Raw genomic sequence first — 15,788 nt, forward strand, 5'->3', positions numbered from 1 at the left:
CGGCCTCCCCAGCCGTCCCTGCCGCGCCCGGGCCGCCCGGGATCCCCAGCCGTCCCTGCCGCGCCGCCCCCCCCGCGCCCCGGCCTGCCGGCCGCCCACGCCGCTCCCCGTCCCTCCCCGCCTACGGCAGCGCCCCCGCGCGGCGGGCCGCCACCACCGCCTCCAGGCGGGTGTGCGCGCCCAGTTTGCGCATCGCCGAGCGCAGGTAGCCCTTGACCGTCTCGGGGCGCAGCCCGAGGCGGCGGGCCGCCGTCGCGTTCGTCGCGCCGGAGGCCACCGCCGCCAGGACGTCCGTCTCGCGCGGGGTCAACGCCACGGCGGGCAGCGGCGCCCGGGTGCCGGCCGCGGACTCCAGGCGGCCGCAGACGGCGAGCAGCCGGGCCCGCAGGTCCTCGTCCGCGAGCCGCGGGGCGAGGGCCCGGAGCTCGCCGTAGGCGTGCCGGACCTCCTCCCACGCCGGGCCGGGTCCGGCGGTGGGGCGCGGCGGCTCCGGCTCCCGGGCGAGGCGGCCGAGCTCGTCGCGGACCACCAGCGCCTGCTCCACGTCCCGGGCCGCCGCCATCGCCGCGTCGAAGACCCGGTCGCCGAGCGGCAGGGCGTCCCGCAGCGCCCCGTACAGCACTCCGCGCACCCGCCGCCGGACGACCACCGGCACCGCGATCACCGAGCGGAGGCCCTCCGCCGACACCGGCAGGTCGTACTCGTGGGTGATGTGCCGGGCCACCGGGTAGTCGGTGACCGCGCACGGGCGGGCCAGCGCCAGGCACTTCCCGCCCAGGCCGTTGCCGGGGGAGATCACCAGGCCCCGGAGCGCCGGGGTGAGCGCCCCGTGGAGTTCGGCGATCCGCAGCGGCCGGGCGCCGTCCGGCACGAGGCCGCCGAAGACCACGGGCAGCCCGCTGCCGCGCCGCAGCCGTACCAGCGCGGCGCGCAGCTCCGCCTCCTCGATCCGCTCGGACACGGAAGAACACCCCTCCTTCACCCCCGAACGGGGGTAGTGGGACCCGGGGCACCGATTACACGATGGGCGGACCCCGTCCCGCAACGAGGAGGACACATGACGGCCACCGGTGCCGCCCGGGACCTCCCGGTCCCGGAGGCCGCCACCGGGCCCGCGCGGGCCGGCCCGGCGCCGTCCTGACGGAGACCGGTTCCTCTGTTTGGATGGCGCGTGAGGCGTTCGGGTCCAACGGTCGGCACCACCGGCGACGCCGGGGGAGCGGCCCCTATCTGCGAAGAGGCGACACCGATGCGTGTACCGATGACGATCACCGACTTCCTGGAGCGGGCCGAGCTCGGCTTCCGCGAGGGCGTGGCGGTGGTGGACGAGCCGGACCAGCCCGCGGGGGCCGTGCCCACGACGACCTACGGGACCTTCGCCGAGCGGGTGCGGGCGTGGCAGGCCGGGTTCGACGCCCTGGGCGTGCGGGAGGGCGAGCGGGTGGCGGTGGCGAGCCACAACTCCGCCCGCCTCCTGGAGCTGTTGTTCGCGCTGCCGATGAGCGGCCGGATCTGCGTGCCGGTCAACTTCCGGCTGAAGCCGGAGGAGGTCGCGTACGTGGTGGCGCAGAGCGGCGCGTCGGTGCTGCTCGTCGACCCGGAGCTCGACGCCGCCCTGTCGGGGGTCAGGACGCGGCACCGTTTCGTGCTCGGGGAGGCGACGGACACCGGGCTCATGCGGTTCGGGGTCGAGCCGCGCCCGTGGTCGGCGCCGGACGAGGACGCGACGGCGACGATCAACTACACCTCCGGCACGACGGCCCGCCCCAAGGGCGTGCAGCTGACACACCGCAACATCTGGGTCAACGGACTGACCTTCGGCCTGCACACGCGCGTGTGGGAGCGGGACGTCTACCTGCACACGCTGCCGATGTTCCACTGCAACGGCTGGGGCATGCCGTACGTGATGGCCGGGCTCGGGGTGAAGCAGGTGGTGCTGCGGAAGGTCGACGGCGCGGAGATCCTGCGCCGGGTCGACGAGCACGGCGTCACCCTGATGTGCGGGGCGCCCGCCGTGTGGAAGGCGGTCGTGGACGCGGCGGCCGACTGGGACGGTCCGGTGCCCGGCCGGGACCGGGTGCGGATCGTGTGTGCGGGCGCGCCGCCCCCGAGCCGGCTGATCCAGCGGGTCGAGGAGGAGCTGGGCTGGGAGTTCACCCAGATCTACGGCCTGACGGAGACCTCGCCGCTGCTCACCTTCAACCGCCTCCGCCCGGAGGACGCGCACCTGCCGGCGGAGGAGCGGGCCCGGAAGCTGTCCCGGGCCGGGCTGCCCGCGCTCGGCGTGAAGATGGAGCTCTCCGGCACGGGCGAGGTGCTGGCCCGCTCCAACACGGTCCTCGACGGGTACTGGGAGAAGCCCGAGGAGAGCGCCGCCGCCCTGGAGGACGGCTGGTTCCACACCGGCGACGGCGGCACCTTCGACGAGAAGGACGGCCACCTGACGATCTCGGACCGGAAGAAGGACGTCATCATCACCGGCGGCGAGAACGTCTCGTCGATCGAGGTCGAGGACGTGATCTTCCGTCACCCGGCGGTCGCCGAGGTGGCCGTGATCGGCGTGCCGGACGAGAAGTGGGGCGAGACGATCAAGGCGCTCGTCGTCACGGCGCCCGAGGAGACGGTCTCGGAGGCGGAGATCATCGCGCACTGCAAGGAGCGGATGGCCGGCTACAAGGCGCCGACGAGCGTGGAGTTCCGTCCGGACATCCCGCGCACCGCCACCGGCAAGATCCAGAAGTTCAAGCTCCGCGAGCCGTACTGGGAGGGCCTCGACCGCGGTGTGAACTGACGCGTTCCGCCGTCCCGGGTCCGCGAGGCGCGCGCGGCCCCGGGACCCGTACGGCCGCCGAAGGGGCCCGCGCCGACACCGACGTACACCACCGAAGGGACCCGGCATGACCGCCACGGAGCTCTCGTACGCGCACGGGGTGGCGGACACCCCGCTGCTCGGCGACACCATCGGAGCCGACCTCGACCGGGCCGTCGCCGCCTGGCCCGACCGGGAGGCCCTGGTCGACCTCGGCGACGGACGGCGTTGGACCTACGCCGAGTTCGGAGCCGACGTCGACCGGATCGCCGGCGCCCTGCTCGGCAGCGGTGTCCGCAAGGGCGACCGGGTCGGGATCTGGGCCGTGAACCGCGCCGAGTGGGTCCTCGTCCAGTACGCCACCGCCCGCGTCGGCGCCGTCATGGTCACCATCAACCCGGCCTACCGCGCCCATGAACTCGCCTTCGTGCTGCGCCAGTCGGGCATCTCGCTGCTCTTCGCCTCGCTCGCCCACAAGACCAGCGACTACCGGGCGATGGTCGAGGAGGTGCGCGGCGCGTGCCCGGAGCTGCGGGAGGCGGTGTACTTCGGCGACCCGACCTGGGACGCCTTCGTGGCCCGCCCCTCCGGAGGCCTCGTGCCCGAGCCGCTCTCCGCCGACGAGCCGGTCAACATCCAGTACACCTCGGGCACCACCGGCTTCCCGAAGGGTGCCACGCTCTCCCACCACAACATCCTCAACAACGGCTACTTCGTGGGCGAGATGATCGCCTACACCGAGGAGGACCGGATCTGCGTGCCGGTGCCCTTCTACCACTGCTTCGGCATGGTGATGGGCAACCTCGCGGCCACCTCGCACGGCGCCTGCATCGTGATCCCGGCCCCGTCCTTCGACCCCGCGGCGACCCTCCGCGCCGTCCAGGACGAGCGCTGCACCTCCCTCTACGGCGTACCGACCATGTTCATCGCCGAGTTGAACCTCCCCGACTTCGCCGCCTACGACCTCTCCTCGCTGCGCACCGGCATCATGGCGGGCTCGCCGTGCCCGGTGGAGGTGATGAAGCGGGTGGTCACCGAGATGAACATGGCGGAGGTGTCGATCTGTTACGGCATGACGGAGACCTCGCCGGTCTCCACCCAGACCCGCCGCGACGACGACCTGGAACGGCGCACCGGCACCGTCGGCCGGGTCCTGCCGCACGTCGAGGTGAAGGTCGTCGACCCGGCCACCGGCCTCACCGTCCCGCGCGGCACCGCGGGCGAACTGTGCACCCGCGGCTACAGCGTGATGCTCGGCTACTGGGACGAGCCGGAGAAGACCGCCGAGGTCGTCGACGCGGGCCGCTGGATGCACACCGGAGACCTCGCGACGATGCGCGAGGACGGCTACGTGCAGATCGTCGGCCGCATCAAGGACATGATCATCCGCGGCGGCGAGAACATCTACCCGCGTGAGATCGAGGAGTTCCTCTACGCGCACCCCAAGATCGCCGACGTGCAGGTCGTCGGCGTGCCCGACGAGTGCTACGGCGAGGAGATCCTCGCCTGTGTGATCCCGCGCGACCCGGCCGACCCGCCCACCCCCGACGAACTCGCCGCCTTCTGCCGCGACCGCCTCGCCCACTACAAGGTCCCGCGCCGCGTCGAGATCCTCACCGAGTTCCCCATGACGGTCAGCGGCAAGGTCCGCAAGGTGGAACTCCGCGAGCGCTACGGCCCCCAGGGCGGGTGAGCGCCGGTCGGCCCCGACCGCTCCCACGACTCCTGCCCCAGCTCGCGGCGCATGCAGACGCGCGGCCACGCGGCGAGGCCGTGGGCGGCCTCGGCGCGGCTGATCTCCCGCAGGCCCTCGGTGAGGGCGGGGTCGGCGTCGGCGAGCGGCCGGAAGCCGAGACGGGCGTAGTACGGGGCGTTCCAGGGCACTTCGGCGAAGGTCGTCAGGGTGAGGGTCGTCAGGCCCTCCTTCCGGGCGACCTCGGCCAGGTGCTCGATCAGGGCCCGGCCGACGCCCCGGCCGGCCGCCTCCGGGTGGACGGAGACCTGCTCGATGTGGGCGGCGCCGTCGACCGCGTCCGCGATCAGATACGCGACGGGACGGTCGGTCCCGTCGACCGCCACCCAGGCCCGGCCCGCCGCGCGATACCCCTCCAGGACGTCGAGGGGGAGCGGCTCGTCGTCGGCGATCGCCGCCATGCCGAGGGCGCGGAACGACTCGCCCGCCGCGCGCTCGATGGACCGGAGCAGCGTGAGTTCGGCCGGTGCGACCGCTCGGGTGCGCATACGCCAGTATCGCCCGGCCTCACCGCCCCTCGGGGGGCCGAGGGGCGAGCAGGCCCCCGTCGCGGGCGAAACGCGGCAGGAACAGCGCCAGCGCCGGATCGCCGTACAGCGCCACGTACAGCTGGACGAGCCGGCCGTCCGTCACCTCCCGCCGGTGCGCGGGCAGCGGATGTTGTTCCCGCAGGTCGGAGAGGAGCCGCCGGGCGGCCCCGGTGACCGGCGGCAGCCGCAGCAGCGCGACCACCGCCAGGAGCGCGGGCGCCCCGGTGACGAGGACGAGCACGGGACCCGGACCCTTCTGCGCCCCGGCGCCCGCGAGCAGCCCGGCCGCGAGCGTGGCCGGCGCCGCCGCGAGCAGCAGCCGGGCCGCGCGCCGCCGCCCCGGCGGGCGCAGCAGCCCCGCCCGCCCCAGATCGGCCTGCAGCCCGTCGACCGCCCGTCGCGCCTCCGGGCGCGCCGCGAGCGCCCGCGGCGTGAGGGCGTTGCGCAGCGAGCGGTGCACGCCGAGCTGCACCGGTTCTCGGGTGCGCCCCGGCCCGCCATTGGCCCGAACCGTGTGTTTACGTCCCGCCGCGACCGCGCCGCGCTGGTGCAGCGCGACGAGCGCCACCGTCACCGCGGCCTGCCGTCCGCCGCGCAGCAGCGCCAGTGCCTCGGGGCCGGGCGGGGCGTCGTCGCCGCCGCTCCCGGCCCGGACCCGCAGCAGCACCGCCGCGACCAGCACCTCGGCCCACGCGGCGCAGGCCGCCGCCAGGAACCACCCCGTCCCCGTCCCCATGCCGTCCACCCCCCCAGGAGGGTTCTGCCCGGGGGAGCGTGATCGTCACGCGTGGATGGCCGGATCCATATCCCCGATCGGCCCCCGAGGGCTCAGCCGGCACCGCCGGACGTCAGTTCGTCGGCGGCGTCGTTGACGGGCTGCGGGGTGCCGGTGAGGTCGAGGACGTAGAGCGGGAGCCCTATCTCGGCGGCACGGGAGCGGGCCTCGGGGGTGTATCCGGCGAGTGAGAAGAAGACGCTCACGGAGGAGGCGCCGAGGCCGTTCAGCCACAGGCACTCCACGGCCCGCAGCCCGGCCGGCCGGGTGCTGGGGTCGACCTGGGCGACCAGCCCGTCGCCGCGCAGGTCCACGCCGGGGGTGTGCCGGTCCTCCGGCTGCACGATCTCCCGGAAGCCGAGCCAGTGCAGATACGTCGCCGCCGCGGCGACCGCGTCCCGGGCCGTCCGGATCGTCACCGGCCGGTAGACGCCCCGTCCGGGGGACGGCCTCGGCACGGTCGGCGGGGGCGGGATGTGCGCCGGGTACCGCTCGGCGAACGACCGGGGCGAGGCCCCGAACCAGTCCGAGACGGGCCCCGACCACCACCCCTCACCGGCCCCGTCGTCCGGGTCGGCGAACGGACCGGGGCGGTCGGGGCGGTCGGGGCCGGGCCCCGGGCCGTCGGGAGCGGCGCCGGGGAAGCCGTCGGAGGCGGGGCCGGGGAAGCCGCCGGGCGGGTACGGGGCGGGCGCGGGACCGGCGGAGTCGTCCGGTGCGTGCGGGACGGGACCGCGCGCCTCGGAGCCGTACCCCTCCTCGGGGCCGTGCTTCCGCCCGGAGCCGTACCCCTCCCCGGGGCCGCGCCTCTCGGAGTCGTACCCCTCCCCGGAGCCGTGCCTCCGCCCCGAGCCGTGTCCCTCCTCGGGGCGGTACCCCTCCGCGGGGTCGGGCCGCGGCGGTGGCGGGACCGTGGTGCCCGGTCCCGTCCGGCCGGGCGCGGGTGCCACGGGGATCCTCAGGACCGTCCCGCAGGCACAGCCCAGCTCGGGGCGGGGCCACTCGCCCTCGCGGCCGCAGGCTCCGCAGCGGACGGTCACCCACTGGTCCTGCCAGGTCCGGTGCCGGACCGGTTCGGCGGTCGCGTCCGGGTCGACGCGCGGCGCGACGGGGGTCCCGCAGGCGCAGGGGAAGGCGGGCGGCGCGTACGCATGGCTCCGCCGGCACTCAGGGCAGCGCACCGACACCGACTCACCCACACCGAACCCCCTCTTCCCGTGCGTCCATGGTCCACCCATCCGGTCGCGCGGGGGTGCGACTTCGGCCATCCCGGCGGCCTTTCGGAGCCCGCGGGGGCCAGGTCCGGGCCCGTTCCGGTGCCCGGCTGGTGGGCGCTCCCTTGACGGCTTCCCGAGCCCCACCTACATTGCTTCCGTATAGCAGAACAGTTCTTCCGCATTACGGAAACAGGGACGGGCGGCCCGCCCGGAACCTGCGACCGACCGGCCGAGCAGGAGCACTCCCATGCCTCGTATGACCGCCGCCGCAGCGGCCGTTGAGATCCTCAAGCGCGAAGGCGTCACCAACGCCTTCGGCGTGCCCGGCGCGGCGATCAACCCCTTCTACCGCGAGCTCAAGAACGTCGGCGGCATCGGTCACACCCTGGCCCGCCACGTCGAGGGCGCCTCCCACATGGCGGAGGGCTACACCCGCGCCAAGGCCGGCAACATCGGTGTCTGCATCGGCACCTCCGGCCCCGCGGGCACCGACATGATCACCGGCCTGTACTCGGCGATCGCCGACTCCATCCCGATCCTGTGCATCACCGGCCAGGCCCCGGTCTCGAAGCTCCACAAGGAGGACTTCCAGGCCGTCGACATCGCCTCGATCGCCGCGCCCGTCACCAAGAAGGCCACCACCGTCCTGGAGGCCGCGCAGGTCCCCGGCGTCTTCCAGCAGGCCTTCCACCTGATGCGCTCCGGCCGTCCCGGCCCGGTCCTCATCGACCTGCCGATCGACGTCCAGCTCACCGAGATCGAGTTCGACCCCGAGACCTACGAGCCGCTGCCCGTCTACAAGCCGACGGCCACCCGCGCCCAGGCCGAGAAGGCGCTCTCCTTCCTCCTGGAGGCCGAGCGCCCGCTGATCGTCGCCGGCGGCGGCATCATCAACGCCGACGCCTCCGACCTCCTCGTCGAGTTCGCCGAGCTGACGAGCATCCCGGTCATCTCCACCCTCATGGGCTGGGGCACCATCCCGGACGACCACGAGCTCGCCGCCGGCATGGTCGGCGTCCAGACCGCGCACCGCTACGGCAACGCGACCTTCCTGGAGTCCGACGTCGTCATCGGCATCGGCAACCGCTGGGCCAACCGCCACACCGGCTACAACCTCGACGCGTACACCCAGGGCCGGAAGTTCGTCCACGTCGACATCGAGCCCACCCAGCTCGGCAAGATCTTCGCCCCGGACTACGGCGTCGCCTCCGACGCCAAGGCCGCCCTGGAGCTCTTCGTCGCCATCGCCAAGGAGTGGAAGGCCGAGGGCAGGCTCCCCGACTTCACCGCCTGGGCCGCCTCCGCGCAGGACCGCAAGGCCACCCTCCAGCGCCGGACGCACTTCGACAACGTCCCGATCAAGCCGCAGCGCGTCTACGAGGAGATGAACAAGGCCTTCGGCCCGGAGACCCGGTACGTCACCACCATCGGCCTCTCCCAGATCGCCGCCGCGCAGTTCCTCCACGTCTACAAGCCGCGCCACTGGATCAACTGCGGCCAGGCCGGCCCGCTCGGCTGGACCATCCCCGCCGCCATCGGCGCCGCCACCGCCGACCCGGAGACCCCGGTGGTCGCGCTCTCCGGCGACTACGACTTCCAGTTCATGATCGAGGAGCTGGCGGTCGCCGCCCAGCACAAGGTCCCCTACGTCCACGTCCTCGTGAACAACGCCTACCTCGGCCTCATCCGCCAGGCGCAGGGCGGCCTCGGCATCAACTTCGAGGTCAACCTCGAGTTCGAGAACATCAACACCCCCGAGATCGGCGTCTACGGCGTCGACCACGTCAAGGTCGCCGAGGGCCTCGGCGTCAAGGCGATCCGCGTCGAGGACCCGGCCAAGCTGGGCGAGGCCCTGGAGCAGGCCAAGAAGATGGCCGTCGAGTTCCAGGTCCCGGTCGTCGTCGAGGCGATCCTGGAGCGCATCACCAACATCGCGATGAGCAAGACCGTCGACATGAGCGACGTCACCGAGTTCGAGGAGCTCGCCACCGAGCCCGGCCACGCCCCCACGGCGATCAAGCCGCTCGCGGTCTGACCGCCGGGCCCCTCCGGGCCCGGCCCCGGCTCCCGCCCGCCCCCGTCGTCCACGCGGGGAGGCGGGCGGGCCCACCCGGGACGCTCCCGTCCCCGTCGCACCGTGCCCGGCCGGCTCCCTCCGGCCGGGCACGCGGCGTCTACGGTGGACCCATGAGCCCCGGCACCCCCACCCGACCCGTCACCCCCGTCCGCCTCGTCACCCACGTCGAACTCGACGAGGCCCACACCACCGACCGGCAGCTGTCGGTCTCCGCCCGCCTGGAGGCCGAACTCTCCGACGGACGCGGCCTGGTCCTCCTCGACGACCGCGGCTGGAGCGAGAGCGCCCTGGGCGACGGCGACGTCCGCGCCCTCCTGACCCGCGCCTCCGTCGAGGAGACCGCCCGCACGGTCGTCGGCCCCGACGAGCCCCACGGGGACGAGACCCAGGAGCAGGCCGCCGCCGGCCACTGGGCCGCCCTCGCCGGCATCCTCGCCCGCCGGGGCGTGGACGCCGACCCCGCCGCCCTCGCCGGCCTCGCCCACGCCGTCGTCCTCGGCGAACGCCTCCGCGCCTGGGCCGGTTTCTAAGGAGCCGACCGCTGCGCCCGGACGAGCACCGCGCCGGCCTCCGTCCAGTCGTACAGCACCGACCGGCCCGCCCTCCTCCGCCGCACCAGCCCCGCCTCGTGCAGCACCTTCAGATGGCGCCCCACCGAGCCGAGTCCCTGGCCCGTCAGAGCCACCAACTGGCTGGTGGAGAGCGGGGCTTCGAGGCGCAGCAGGACGCCGGCCCGGGCCGGGCCGAGCAGCGCGCCCAGCGCCGACGGCACCGCCGGTCCCGTCCCGTCGGCGAGCACCCCCGCGCAGGCGTAGACGATCGCGTACCGCTCCTCGCCCGGCCGCTCCGTGTCCCAGGACACCCAGCCCGTCGCCGGCGTCACCGGCACCAGCAGCAGCCGGCCGCCCTCGACCGAACGCGGCGGATAGTCACGGGCGTTGACCTGGAGCCTGCCGTTCCCCAGCCACCGCAACTTCCCCGGGCACAGCTCGTCGAGCGCCGCCGCCCAGCCGTCCCGCGCCAGCCGCGCGGTCCTGGCCGCCACATCGGCCTCCAGCACCCTGCGCCGCCGAGGCCACTCCGGCAGCACCGTCTCCCGCCACACCCAGTCCAGCAACTCCGCGAGGCGCCCCGGCAGATCGCCCGCCGAGGCCAGCGGCTCCGGCACCGGGCCGCCGACCGAGACCGCCAGGTCGGCCAGGGCGGCCGACTGCCCGGTCGCCCGGACCACCGCTACCTCCTCCTCGAAGCACCGCTCGCCCTCGCCCAGCGGGGTGGGCGTGAGGAAGTCCGCGTTCCAGGTGGGGCTGATCGCCGCCCGGACCAGCAGTCCGTCCAACGGCTCGGCGGCGAGCCGCGCCCGATAGGCCGGGAGGTGCTCCGCCAGCCAGCGCCGCTCGCCCGGGTGCCCGGCCCGCCCGGTGTGCAGCGCCTTCAGCGCGGCGACGGTCTCGGCGAGCGGCGACACCACGAACCGGCCGCCCGCCAGCGTGTCCGCCCCGATCCGCCACCACCCCATGCCCGGCCCCCTTCCCCGTCCGGTCGAGCTTCCCGTCCGGTCGAGCGTCCCCGCCCGCCCCGGCGCGCGCCCACTGTTTCGCGGTCCCGCGAAACAGTACCGGCGCCCCTCCCGGCCTCACAGAATCCCCGGCATGCCCCTCTCCGCCTCCGAGGCGCCCGCCCAGCCGGGCTACCGCGACCTGTTCCGCACCCCCGAGTTCACGCCCCTCTTCCTCGCCGGCTCCGCGCAGACCGCCGCCCAGACGGTCGCCGGGCTCGGGCTCGCCCGACTCGTCTTCGACGCGACCGGTTCCCCCCTGCTCAGCGCGCTCGCCATGTTCGGGCCCTCGCTCGCCCAGCTGATCGGGGCCACCACGCTGCTCTCCGCGGCCGACCGGCTGCCGCCGCGCACCGCGCTCGCCGTCGTCGCCGTCGTGTTCGCGGCGGGCACGGCCGCGCAGGCCGTGCCGGGGGTGCCGCTCGCCGCCGCCTTCGGGCTGCTCGCCGTGCTCGGCGCCGTCGGCTCCCTCGGCGGCGGAGTGCGGCTCGGACTGCTCGGGGAGATCCTGCCGCCCGAGCGCTTCCTGCTCGGGCGGGCCGTGATGAACATGGCCGTCGGCGTCTGGCAGATCGCCGGCTTCGCCACCGGCGGCGTCCTGCTCGCGGTGCTCTCGCCGCGCGGCACCCTCCTCGCCGCCGCCGCCCTCTACCTCCTCGCCGCGCTCCTGTACCGCTTCGGCCTCACCCCCCGCCCGCCGCGCGCCTCCGGCCGAGCCTCGGCCGCCGAGACCTGGCGGACCAACGGCCGGCTGCTCGCCGACCGCCACCGCCGCCTGCTCTACCTCGCCCTCTGGGTGCCCAACGGCCTGATCGTCGGCTGCGAGGCGCTCTTCGTCCCGTACGCCCCCGGCCGCGCCGCGCTGCTCTTCGCCTGTGCCGCCGCCGGCATGCTCGCCGGGGACACGGTCGTCGGGCGGTTCGTCCCGCCGCGGCTGCGCGGACGGCTCGCCGCGCCCCTCCAGGCCCTGCTGGCGGCCCCGTACCTGCTCTTCGCGCTCGGTACGGGGCTGCCGGCGGCCCTGGCGTGCGCGGCCGTCGCCGTCTCCGCGGCCGGTTACGGCGCGAGCCTGCTGTACCAGGAGCGGCTGCTCGCGCTCGTCCCGGAGGAGTCCCGCGGCCACGCGCTCGGCCTGCACGGTTCCGGGATGCTGGCCTGCCAGGGCCTCGCCGCGGCGCTGGCGGGCGGTCTGGCGCAACTGACCTCTCCGGCGACGGCGATGACCCTCCTCGCGGCGGCCTCGCTCGCCGTCACCGCCGCGCTCACCGCGGGGCTGTCGAGCGCCGCACGACCGTCTCCTCGCACGGGCCGTCGCCGAACAGCTTGAGCGCCTCCTTCTCGTCCTTGTCGACGGAGAGCTCCCAGCGCAGCTTGGTGCCGACCCACTCGCCGACGTAGCGGCAGTACGCGGCTCGGTCGTCGGGGACCCACGCGGCCGGGTCCTGCCCGGCCTTCGCCCTCAGGCTGCGGGCGGTGACGGCGACCAGGGTGGCCGCCGCGCCCTGGTCGTTGGCGTACGCCGCCCGCCTCGCCGCCGTCCAGCCGGACGCCCCCGAGGCCCACGCCTCCTCCAGCGGCACCAGGTGGTCGACGCGCAGGAGGGACGCGTCGGTGACGCTCTGGCCGTCGTAGAAGGAGGTCCACCGGCCGCCGGTGAGGGCGCAGCCGGCCCCGATCGCCGGTGCCTCGACGGCCTCCTCGAGGAGCACCTCGGCGCGGGTGTCGCAGCCGTCGGCCGCGTCGAGGCCCTCGTCCCAGTGGGGGAAGGCCGACTTCTCGTACCCGGCCGGGTCCTCGGTGGCCTCGGTGAGTTCGGCGAGCGCGTCGGGGAAGAGCTGGACGCCCGCGGAGGCGGTGGGCGCGGGGGCGGCGAGCGGGGACAGGACGAGGGCGAGCGGGACGAGCCCGCGCATCAAGTTCTTGATCACGTACGGGTGGATAGCGCCGGGTCCGGGGCGCGCGGACGGCGAATCGCGGTGCGCTCCCCCGGGCGGGTGCGGATCTTCACCGCAGAAACGATGCGCTGTGCTCGCGCGCGGCGGCACGGAGCAGCGCCGGTGCGCCGGGCTCGCGCACGGTGGACGGGAGGACGGGGGCATGGAGAAGAGCGCGGAACCAGGGACCGTAAACCTGGTTCCGCGCTCTCGTCGATGACCGCCCGGCGGTGCGAGGCCGGCGCGACTGGACGTTCGTGCCGCCGGGCGGAGTGCGGGGCTCCCCCCCCGTGGGGGGAGGGCGTTGGGACCGCGGCGGCTCCGGCGGACGCTCCGGCCGGTCCCTTCCTTCAGGTCTGGAAGGGAGGCCGGGCGTCCTGGCCACCGCACTGGCTCGCAGCCGCCGCGGTCCTCACGCTGTCCATGAACACCGGCCACCCCTCATCCGGGCCGGTGTTCCGGACGGCGTACGACAGTGACCTCCCGTCAGCTGTCGTACGCGGTCTGGGATTTCGAGACGACTAGTCCTCGCGCAGGGCGCGGACGGCCTCCTCGACGCGCTTGCCGTACTCGGGGTCGGCGGCGGCGAAGTGGGCGATGTTCTTCTCGATGACGTCCTCGCGGGACACCTGGGAGAGGCCGCCGGCGATGTTGGCGATCAGACGGGACTTCTCCTCCTCCGACATCAGGCGGTACAGCTCGCCGGCCTGGAAGAAGTCGTCGTCCTTGGTGTGCTGCGGGGCGGCGTGGGTGCCGGTCCAGCCGTGGATCGCCAGCGGCGCCGAGAGCGGCACGTCGGTCTGGGCCGGGCCCCGGTAGGAGTTGGGCTCGTAGTTCTTGTCGTAGCGCGAGCCGTTGCGGGTCGCCATGGCGCCGTCCCGGCCGTAGTTCTCGGCGACCGTCGCCTTGGGGGCGTTCACCGGGAGCTGGGTGTGGTTGACGCCGAGGCGGTAGCGGTGGGCGTCCGCGTAGGCGAAGAGGCGGCCCTGGAGCATCTTGTCCGGCGAGGGGCCGATGCCCGGCACGAAGTTGTTCGGGGAGAACGCGGCCTGCTCGACCTCGGCGAAGACGTTGTCCGGGTTGCGGTCGAGGACCATCCGGCCGACGCGCTGGAGCGGGTAGTCGGCGTGCGGCCACACCTTGGTGAGGTCGAACGGGTTGAAGCGGTAGTCCGCGGCCTCGGCGGCCGGCATGACCTGCACGTACAGGGTCCAGGACGGGTTGACGCCGCGCTCGATGGCCTGGAGCAGGTCCGTCTGGTGCGAGTTGGCGTCCTTGCCGACGAGCTCGGCGGCCTGCTCGGCGGAGAGCGAGCGGATGCCCTGGTTCGTCTTGAAGTGGCACTTGACGAAGAAGGCCTCGCCCGCCTCGTTGGTCCACTGGTAGGTGTGCGAGCCGTAGCCGTTCATGTGACGGTACGAGGCCGGGATGCCGCGGTCGCCCATGAGCCAGGTGATCTGGTGGGTGGCCTCGGGGGAGTGGGCCCAGAAGTCCCAGACGTTGTCCGGCTCCTGCTTGCCCGTGAAGGGGTCGCGCTTCTGGGAGTGGATGAAGTCGGGGAACTTGATCGGGTCCTTGATGAAGAACACCGGGGTGTTGTTGCCGACGAGGTCGTAGTTGCCCTCGGCGGTGTAGAACTTCACCGCGAAGCCGCGCGGGTCGCGGACCGCGTCCGCGCCGCCGAGCGAGTCGGCCACGGTGGAGAAGCGGATGAAGAGCTCCGTCTTCTTGCCCACCTCGGAGAGGAAGTCGGCCTTGGTGAAGCCGGTGACGTCGTCGGTCACCTCGAAGTAGCCGTAGGCGCCGGAGCCGCGGGCGTGCACCACGCGCTCCGGGATGCGCTCACGGTTGAAGCGCGCGAGCTTCTCCAGCAGGTGCTGGTCCTGGAGGAGGAGGGGGCCGCCGACACCGGCGGTGGCGGAGTTCTGGTTGTCGGCGACGGGGGCGCCGGACTCGGTGGTAAGCACGCGCTGCGTCATTTGTCGGGGCGGCCTTTCCGTACAGGAACCTGCTGACTGCCGTGGAGCGTAAGTTCGCTCAGAACAGGGCGTCAACAGTTTGTTGAAAATGAAGTGTGGTGTTCCGGTCGGCGGCGGCGCCTGGGCGCGACAGGACAGGTGTCAGCACCGCCGCCGACCGGAAATCTGGGGCCCCGCCGAGACGGGGCGTCGGATCAGACCTGGGCGCCGGAGAGACGCTCGACGGCGCGGAGCAGGGCCGAGTGGTCCAGGCCGCCGTCACCCTGCGCGCGCAGCGAGGCGACGAGCTGGGCGACCACGGCGCCGACCGGGAGGGCCGCGCCGACGTTGCGGGCGGCGTCGGTCACGATGCCCATGTCCTTGTGGTGCAGGTCGATCCGGAAGCCGGGCTTGAAGTCCCGGTTCAGGAAGTTGTCCTTCTTGCGGGTCAGCACGGTGGAGCCGGCCAGACCGCCGTTGAGGACGTCGAGGGCGGCGGCCAGGTCCACGCCCGACTTCTCCAGGAAGACCACGGCCTCGGCGCACGCCTGGATGTTCACGGCGACGATGAGCTGGTTGGCCGCCTTGACCGTCTGGCCGGAGCCGTGCGGGCCGCAGAGCACGATGGTCTTGCCGAGGGCCTCCAGGATCGGGAGGGCCTCGTCGAAGTCGGCCTGCTCGCCGCCGACCATGATGGAGAGCACGGCCTCGATGGCGCCGGCCTCGCCGCCGGAGACGGGGGCGTCGATGACGCGGATGCCCTTCTCCTTGGCATTCTTCGCCAGGTCGACCGAGGTCTGCGGGGTGATCGACGACATGTCGATGACCAGCGCGCCCTGCCTGGCGTTCTCCAGGATGCCCTCGGGGCCGTAGGAGATCGCCTCGACCTGCGGGGAGGCGGGCACCATCGTGATGATCACGTCGGCGTCCTCGACGGCCTCGGCGATCGAGCCGGCAGCGGTGCCGCCGGCGGCGGCCAGGCGGTCCAGCTTGTCCTGCTCCAGGGTGAAGCCGGTGACCGAGTAGCCGGCCTTGATCAGGTTCTCGGACATGGGGGAGCCCATGATGCCGAGGCCGATCCACGCGATCGCCGGGCGGGTGGGCTGGGAGGAGCTCGCAAGAGTGCTCATGGTGAGGGTGCCTCTCAAAACAAGGTGGTACGGGGAGGGGGCCTGCG

13 protein-coding genes are annotated in these 15,788 nt (G+C 73.9%); 5 read left to right on the forward strand and 8 right to left on the reverse strand.

From position 1 onward, the window contains the following. Positions 1-121: 121 nt before the first annotated feature. The gene (locus ACFZCF_RS19785) at positions 122-961 is read right to left on the reverse strand and encodes a LuxR C-terminal-related transcriptional regulator (RefSeq protein WP_388445037.1); all 840 of its coding nucleotides are present in this window, start codon (positions 959-961) and stop codon (positions 122-124) included. A gap of 288 nt (positions 962-1,249) precedes the next feature. Between ACFZCF_RS19785 and ACFZCF_RS19790 the strand changes: the two genes are divergently transcribed. Together ACFZCF_RS19790 and ACFZCF_RS19795 are read left to right on the forward strand one after the other, a co-directional pair. After that, positions 1,250-2,791, forward strand: coding sequence for an AMP-binding protein (locus ACFZCF_RS19790; RefSeq protein ID WP_391287663.1), 1,542 nt, complete (start codon positions 1,250-1,252; stop codon positions 2,789-2,791). A gap of 106 nt (positions 2,792-2,897) precedes the next feature. After that, entirely contained in the window at positions 2,898-4,502 is a 1,605-nt protein-coding gene (locus ACFZCF_RS19795; protein ID WP_391287665.1) for an AMP-binding protein, read from the forward strand. Here ACFZCF_RS19795 and ACFZCF_RS19800 read toward each other — a convergent pair. The 3 genes from ACFZCF_RS19800 to ACFZCF_RS19810 all read right to left on the reverse strand — a co-directional run bounded on the left by ACFZCF_RS19800 (position 4,481) and on the right by ACFZCF_RS19810 (position 7,066). Next, positions 4,481-5,050, reverse strand: a complete 570-nt coding sequence (locus ACFZCF_RS19800) for a GNAT family N-acetyltransferase (protein ID WP_391287666.1) — start codon at positions 5,048-5,050, stop codon at positions 4,481-4,483. The genes ACFZCF_RS19795 and ACFZCF_RS19800 overlap by 22 nt on opposite strands. Before the next feature lie 19 nt (positions 5,051-5,069). Beyond that, on the reverse strand, positions 5,070-5,828 hold the full coding sequence (locus ACFZCF_RS19805; RefSeq protein ID WP_391287668.1) for a TIGR04222 domain-containing membrane protein: 759 nt from the start codon (positions 5,826-5,828) through the stop codon (positions 5,070-5,072). A gap of 92 nt (positions 5,829-5,920) precedes the next feature. Next, on the reverse strand, positions 5,921-7,066 hold the full coding sequence (locus ACFZCF_RS19810; RefSeq protein WP_391287670.1) for a hypothetical protein: 1,146 nt from the start codon (positions 7,064-7,066) through the stop codon (positions 5,921-5,923). 265 nt (positions 7,067-7,331) lie between these two features. Here ACFZCF_RS19810 and gcl point away from each other — a divergent pair, with 265 nt between their 5' ends. Both gcl and ACFZCF_RS19820 read left to right on the forward strand, forming a co-directional pair. Continuing rightward, positions 7,332-9,119, forward strand: a complete 1,788-nt coding sequence (gcl, locus tag ACFZCF_RS19815; protein ID WP_388445054.1) for a glyoxylate carboligase — start codon at positions 7,332-7,334, stop codon at positions 9,117-9,119. Positions 9,120-9,271: 152 nt separating this feature from the next. Continuing rightward, a complete protein-coding gene (locus ACFZCF_RS19820; protein ID WP_391287672.1) occupies positions 9,272-9,691 on the forward strand; it encodes a hypothetical protein in 420 nt (139 codons plus the stop codon). Here ACFZCF_RS19820 and ACFZCF_RS19825 read toward each other — a convergent pair. Next, positions 9,688-10,680, reverse strand: a complete 993-nt coding sequence (locus tag ACFZCF_RS19825; RefSeq protein ID WP_391287674.1) for an ArsR family transcriptional regulator — start codon at positions 10,678-10,680, stop codon at positions 9,688-9,690. The genes ACFZCF_RS19820 and ACFZCF_RS19825 overlap by 4 nt on opposite strands. A gap of 133 nt (positions 10,681-10,813) precedes the next feature. Here ACFZCF_RS19825 and ACFZCF_RS19830 point away from each other — a divergent pair, with 133 nt between their 5' ends. Beyond that, a complete protein-coding gene (locus ACFZCF_RS19830) occupies positions 10,814-12,046 on the forward strand; it encodes an MFS transporter (protein WP_391287675.1) in 1,233 nt (410 codons plus the stop codon). Here the strand turns inward: ACFZCF_RS19830 and ACFZCF_RS19835 are convergent. From ACFZCF_RS19835 to ACFZCF_RS19845, 3 genes are all read right to left on the reverse strand, one after another. Continuing rightward, entirely contained in the window at positions 11,982-12,647 is a 666-nt protein-coding gene (locus ACFZCF_RS19835) for an HNH endonuclease (protein WP_391287677.1), read from the reverse strand. The genes ACFZCF_RS19830 and ACFZCF_RS19835 overlap by 65 nt on opposite strands. Before the next feature lie 527 nt (positions 12,648-13,174). Continuing rightward, complete coding sequence (locus ACFZCF_RS19840) at positions 13,175-14,632, reverse strand: catalase (protein ID WP_391287679.1); 1,458 nt, start codon at positions 14,630-14,632, stop codon at positions 13,175-13,177. A 194-nt stretch (positions 14,633-14,826) separates the two neighbouring features. Beyond that, complete coding sequence (locus ACFZCF_RS19845; RefSeq protein WP_391287681.1) at positions 14,827-15,741, reverse strand: 2-hydroxy-3-oxopropionate reductase; 915 nt, start codon at positions 15,739-15,741, stop codon at positions 14,827-14,829. Positions 15,742-15,788: the final 47 nt, after the last annotated feature.

Origin of the sequence: Streptomyces sp. NPDC007945, assembly GCF_042958885.1 — a bacterium.
Classification (GTDB): domain Bacteria; phylum Actinomycetota; class Actinomycetes; order Streptomycetales; family Streptomycetaceae; genus Streptomyces.